Annotated in this window: 2 protein-coding genes; both read left to right on the top strand. The window is 40.9% G+C overall.

Annotation, left to right across the window (positions count from 1 at the left end; all coding sequences use genetic code 11):
- Positions 1-204 precede the first annotated feature (204 nt).
- Complete coding sequence (locus GQR46_RS13765; RefSeq protein ID WP_165741242.1) at positions 205-4,293, top strand: hypothetical protein; 4,089 nt, start codon at positions 205-207, stop codon at positions 4,291-4,293.
- 64 nt (positions 4,294-4,357) lie between these two features.
- The gene (locus GQR46_RS13760) at positions 4,358-7,060 is read left to right on the top strand and encodes a TonB-dependent receptor (protein ID WP_165741241.1); all 2,703 of its coding nucleotides are present in this window, start codon (positions 4,358-4,360) and stop codon (positions 7,058-7,060) included.
- Positions 7,061-7,142: the final 82 nt, after the last annotated feature.

Below are 7,142 nucleotides of genomic sequence, written 5' to 3'. Positions count from 1 at the left end.
TTAATAAATTAACCACTTGAATTTTATGTAAATAACTTTGTCATCTTATGTTTATTAAAGTGTAACTGTAATGTCATATAGCTACCGTAAGGTAGGCGCTGCTGATAACTCAAGTGACCTTAAAGCATTACTTAATGTTTTAAGGTGACTTGAGTTTATTTAAAGCACTTAACAAAATAATTAAATACTTTAACGGAGTGAACAATGAAATTATCTGACTTATTTAAAGTTAGTTTGATTGCAACTGCAGTATCTTTAGCGGGTTGTGGTGGTGACTTAGTAGTATCTGAAGGCGACACAACAATAAATGAAGGCGACACAGTTACTAATGTTGTTGAAGGTGGCAGTGGTACAGTAGATGAAACATCATCGCGTGATGATTCGCAAAATGCAACTACGGGTTTCCCTGCTGATATCGACAATGCACTTGTTCAAGGTTTAGCAGCGGATGTCTCAAGTGAATTTCCAGCAATAACAGATAAACCAGTGTATCGCTTAAGTGCTGATACAACATTGATTGCTGATGTTTCACTAACTAATGATGCACATTGGATTGTGAATGGTCGTACTGCTGTGGGTAATGACCGCGCAGATAGTACAACGCTTTATATTCAGCAAGGTACAACGATTATTGGTGAATCAGGTGATGACTTTTTAGTTGTGCGTCGTGGTTCACAAATTGAATCAGTCGGCACTGCAAGCCAGCCAATTACGATGACGTCAATTCAAGATGTTACGGGTAGCGAGACAGCAATTGGCCAATGGGGTGGTTTGGTATTACTTGGTAATGCACCTGCAAACTCATGTGGAGACCAACAAGGTGAAGCAACAGCAGACGAACTTGCTAACTGTGGCGTGTCAGCTGAAGGTGATGCAGGTCAGTTTGGTGGTAATATTAGCGATGATAATTCTGGTACTCTAAAATATGTACTTGTTAAGCAAGCAGGTAAAACACTTGGTAATGGCGATGAGTTAAATGGTATTACGTTTGCTGGTGTTGGCTCTGCAACTACGGTTGATTACATCCAGGTTCATGAAAATCTTGATGACGGTATCGAGTTTTTTGGTGGTACGGTTAATGTAAGTAACGTAGTGCTTACTAATATTGGTGATGATTCACTTGATTGGTCTTTTGGTTGGACGGGCTCAGCGACCAATGTTTATATTCAGCAAGCGGCTAACGTAGGCGATAACGCTATTGAAGCTGATAACTCTGAGTTTGATTCAAGTGCTACGCCATTAACACTGCCTACAATATCTAACGTAACAATCGTCGGTGCAGAAGGTAATAATGGTATTCGTCTACGCGCTGGTACTGCGGGTGCTCTTCAAAATGTATTTGTAACGGGTCCAGCTACTTACGAAAACTGTTTACGTGTAGGGTCTGATTCAGTTCCTCGCGCTGAAGATGGCACACTAACGATTGTAAACTCTATTGTGGCGTGTCAAACAACGGCAAATAACTTTGGCAGCGAAGTAATTAATGGTGGCGACGTTCAATCTTGGTTTGAAGGTCAAGACGGTAACCAAGTACTTACGCCTGCAGAGCTTATGCTTGCTGATGACGGTTACACGCCACTTGCTGGTTCACCGCTTATCGCAAATGGTCAAATTGGTGCTTTTGATGGTTCAACTAATTGGATGGAAGGTTGGACTGTCGGTATTAATGGCGGCTTCCCTACTGATATTGATAACGCGCTTGCACAAGGCTTAGCATTAGATGTTTCTAGTGAATTTCCAGCAATTACAGATAAACCAGTATACCGTTTAACTGAAGATACAACGTTCACAGCAGATGTAACGCTTACTAACGATGCACATTGGATTTTAAATGGTCGTACTGCAGTTGGTAATGACCGTGCAGATGCAACTATATTATATGTTCAAGCGGGTACAACGCTAATTGGTGAAACAGGTGATGACTTTTTAGTGGTACGTCGTGGTTCACAAATTAATGCTAATGGTAATGCAACAGCGCCTATTACCATGACCTCTATTCAAGATGTAACGGGTATTGAAACAACCATTGGTCAATGGGGTGGTTTAGTATTGCTAGGTAATGCACCAGCTAACTCTTGTGGCGATCAAATTGGTGAAACCACTGCTGAAGAATTAGCTAACTGTGGTGTATCTGCTGAAGGTGATGCAGGTCAGTTTGGTGGTGATATCAGCGATGATAACTCAGGTGTTCTTCGTTATATTGTTGTTAAACATGCTGGTAAAACGCTAGGTAATGGCGATGAGCTAAACGGTATATCATTTGCTGGTGTTGGTTCACAAACAAAAGTTGAATACATTCAAATTCACCAAAACCTAGATGATGGTGTTGAGTTTTTTGGTGGCACAGTTAATGTTCGTAACATTGTACTAACTGATATTGGCGACGATGCATTCGATTGGTCATTTGGTTGGTCGGGTCGTGCACAAAATATCTATATTCAACAAAGTTCAGTTGAGGGTGATAACGCAATAGAAGCTGATAACTCAGAATTCGATTCAAATGCGACACCATTGACTAAACCGCTTATTTCTAACGTAACAATTGTTGGTGCTGATGGTACTAACGGTGTTCGTTTACGTGCAGGTACTGCAGGTGTGCTACGAAATGTTGTTATAACGGGTCCTGAAGGTTACTCAAATTGTCTACGTGTAGGGTCAGACTCTGCTGCTAATGCAGAATCGGGTGAGCTGTCTATTGAAAACTCAGCGGTTGCATGTAGCGAAGATAATAACTTTGGTTCACAAGCAATTGGTAGTGACGATGTGCAGTCTTGGTTTGAAGGTCAAACAGGCAACTTAACGCTTACGGCTTCAGCACTTAATTTAGCGACAGACGGCTTTACACCAAAATCGGGTTCACCTTTATTAGGTGCTGGTGGGGATTCATCAGAGCTTGACTCGTTCTTTACTAAAACAGATTACATTGGTGCATTTGATGGCGATAACAACTGGATGGATGGTTGGACTGTTGCCATAACGCCTAGTTTCCCTGACGATATAGATAATGCATTAGCACAAGGGCTTGCAACCGATGTTTCTGCTAGCTTTCCTGAAATTACAGATAAACCTGTATATCAATTAACCTCCGATGTTGTATTTACATCTGATGTAACACTGACTAACGACGCACATTGGATTTTAAAAGGACGTACAGCTGTTGGTAATGACCGCGCTGATAACACAACACTTTATGTTCAGTTTGGCACAACGTTAATTGGTGAGTCGGGTGATGACTTCTTAGTTGTTCGCCGTGGTTCTAAAATTGAAGCGGTAGGCAGTGTAAATCAACCAATTACTATGACGTCAATCCAGGATATGATAGGCGGCGAAACGACGATTGGTCAATGGGGCGGTTTAGTCTTATTGGGTAATGCACCTGCTAACTCATGTGGTGACCAACAGGGTGAAGCAACAGCAGAAGAACTTGCTGGTTGTGGTGTATCTGCAGAAGGTGATGCAGGCCAGTTTGGTGGAAATGACCCTGAAGATAATTCAGGTACGCTAAAGTATGTTGCGGTTAAGCAAGCGGGTAAAACGCTAGGTAATGGCGATGAGCTTAACGGTATTACACTTGCGGGTGTTGGTCGTCAAACGGAGCTTGATTACATTCATGTTCATGAAAATCTAGACGATGGTGTTGAATTTTTTGGTGGTACTGCAAATATTAGTCACCTTGTTTTAACAAGCATAGGTGATGATTCACTCGACTGGTCATTCGGTTGGACGGGTAAAGCGCAATATGTACTGATCAAACAATCAGACTCAGAGGGCGACAATGCAATTGAAGCAGATAACTCTGAGTTTGATTCAAGTGCAACGCCACTAACAATGCCAACTATCTCTAATGTAACAATTATTGGTAATGTGGGTGTAAATGGTATCCGCTTACGTGCAGGTACTGCGGGTATGCTTAAAAACGTTGTGGTTACAGGTGGTGCAGACTATTCAAACTGTTTACGAGTAGGCTCTGATTCAGCGCCGCGAGCAGAGGACGGTACATTAACTGTTACTCACTCAATCGTTGCGTGTGAAACCGCTAGTAACTTTGGTACGCAAGCAATTGGTACAGGTAATGTTGAATCTTGGTTCTTAGGACAAACAGGTAATTCAGTTCAAGCAGCCGCTGACCTTGGGCTAGCAGATAATGGATATATGCCAACGGCTGAATCGTTACTCCTTGGTAATGGCTTTGATTCATCAAGCTTAGATAGTTACTTTGATACAGTAGATTACATTGGTGCAATGGATGCACAAACAGACTGGACAGCAGGTTGGGTAAAAGTAGGCCTTTAACCCAAACCACATTATAGCCGAGCGAAAGCTCGGCTAATGTCTTGTTTTGTTTCGGAGTATAAAAATGAAATCTTTTAAACCCTCTACACTTGCTTTATCAAAGTTAAACTACGCTGTAATGGCTGCGTTACTTGGTTTATCAGTAAATACAGCCACGGCTGCTGAAGAACAAGCCGAGGAGCAAGAAATAGAAGAAGTTGTTGCTGTAGGGCAACGATTAAAGGGCAGTGCGGGTGCTGTACTGCAAGAACGTCAAAACCAAGCGTTTGTTGCTGATATTATGGGTGCAGACCAAATATCACGTACCGGTGATGGCGATGCTGCCTCTGCGCTTCGTCGTGTTACTGGCTTAACGTTAGTTGATGGCAAATTTATTTACGTTCGTGGTTTGGGGGAGCGCTACTCAAGTACGCAGTTAAATAGTATGTCAGTACCTAGTCCTGATCCTACTCGTTCGGTTGTGCCTTTGGATTTATTTCCATCTGATATAATTGAAAGCTTAAGTGTGCAAAAATCGTTTTCACCAGATATGCCTGCGCATTTTGGCGGCGGTAATGTAAATATTCGGACTAAATCAATTCCATCTGATTTCCTATTTAAAGTACAAGTAGGCACATCATATAATACGTCTAATAGCGACACAGGTTACTTTTATAGTGGCGGTGATGACGATTGGATGGGGCGAGATGACGGTTCACGCGGATTATCTGATGTTTTCACGACTGCACTTACGAGTGACGCTGGTCTTGAGGGCAATATAAACACTACGTTAGCTGAGCGTAAAGACCTTATTCAATCGCTCGGTTGGGATGTAGGTATTTCAGAAAAGGATGTTGACCCTGCTATGAATTTCTCTATTGCCTTAGGTGATAGATTTGAAAGTGAGGTCGGTACTTTTGGTGTGCTTGCGGCAGTGTCTTACGATAATGAATGGGAAGTTGTTCAAGAACAAAGTGGTTCGAGCCTTGGTAGCTTAGGCTGTGAAGACAAATGTTTTGCGCAGTATTACGATGGTACATCTACAGAACAAAATGTTCGTTGGAGTGGCACATTAAACTTAGGGTATGAGTTTAACTCAAATCATAAGTTTGAACTGACTAATATTGCACTTCATGACATGAGCGATCGTGTTCGTAACCGCGATTACTTTGATGCCAACGAAACAGAAGAAGGTGTTACTGAACTACGTCGAGTTGATATTACGTATGAAGAACGCGAAATGTTTTCAACTCAGTTAAAAGGGACGCATAACTTTCCAAAACTAAATAATCTGTTTTTTGATTGGTATGGTGGTTTAAGCCGAGCCAACCGTAATGCACCTGGTGGATTAGATGTTGTTTATCAGCAAAATATTGTTGATGGCGTATTAGAATCTGAACAACTGCAAGATGTAGCGGCTACTAATATTACGCGTGAGTATCAAGTGTTGCACGATGATGTTGAAACGTTTGGCTGGAATATGGGTATGCCTTTTTATGGTGACGGCTATGAGCTTGAGTTAAAAATAGGCGGCGATTTTTCAGAGAAAAAACGTGATGCAAGTAATGTGAAGTTTGGCATTACGCACCGTGGTATAAGCGATGAGTACTCGTTCGGTTCTAACGTAAGCGATATTTTTGCTGATGAAAACACGGCGAATGACGCGTTTTATTCAAGCGCAACTGGCTCAGGTATTTTTGATGACGGCACCACTGATGGTGATAAGTACAGTGCAGCGCATAAATTAGATGCTTATTATTTTATGGCCGATTACTTTTATCAAAACACTTGGCGTTTTACTGGTGGCGTTAGATGGGAAGATTTTTCGCAAGTATCAGTCGGTTATGAAGCGCATACTAATTTCTTTGAAAATACGCTACAAGAAATTCAAGATGTAGCTATTAATGAAGATAACTTTTTTCCTTCTTTAGCTGTTACGTACATCATGGATGAAGAAATGCAATTTCGCTTAAATTTAAGTGAAACAACCATTCGCCCTGATCTTCGTGATGTAAGTTCTTCTTTCTTTGTTGACCCGTTAACTGAGTTTCTAGTGCGTGGGTCTCCAAGTTTACAAAGCTCTAATTTAAAAAATGTTGATTTTAGGTTTGAATGGTATATGCCTTCAGGTAATAACCTTTCTGTTGCATTGTTTTATAAAGACATTGAAAACCCAATTGAAATGGTTGAGCTTGCGGGCGTAGGGGGAGCATCTCCACAGTTATTAACAGCAAATGCTCAGTCGGGTAAATTGTCGGGTATTGAAGTTGATTTTTTAACTGACTTTGGCTTTATAAATAAAGAGTGGTCTTCAGCATTTTTGTCAGGCAACGTTACGCTATCTGACTCAAGTGTTAATTTGGGGATTAATGATTCAGACGGTGTTGACTCACTGTTTGAAACACAGCTTAAAGAAGCTCTTGAGGCCGATACAGTATCGAATATTGTAACTAACAATGAGCGTCGTTTAGTTGGTCACTCTGAGTGGGTTGCAAACTTACAAATGGGCTATGACTCAGATGATGGATTTCATTCTACTTCATTAATTTATAATGTGTTTGGTCCTCGTATAATTGTACCTGGTACACGTGGTAATGAAGATGCAGAAGAAAAGTCGTTTCACTCAGTTGATTTAGTTTATTCTTACTTCCCTAACTTTAACTCTAAAGTTAATTTTAAGGTTAAGAATATGTTTGGCCAAGAAAAAGAAATTGAACAAGAAGGTCTTACCCTTTGGGGACAAGACACCGGCACTGAGTTTAGTTTAAGTTATAGCTACGAGTTTTAAGCTTTATTTAAAATAAAATTCAAGCAATGAAATAATAAACGTCACTATCTATTAGCTCTGTATTTTAATACAGAGCTTTTTT

It is taken from the genome of Pseudoalteromonas sp. Z1A6, from assembly GCF_011378745.1.
Lineage (GTDB): Bacteria > Pseudomonadota > Gammaproteobacteria > Enterobacterales > Alteromonadaceae > Pseudoalteromonas > Pseudoalteromonas arctica.
Note: the sequence above shows the minus strand (reverse complement) of the source record. Positions and strands in the feature narration are given on the sequence as shown.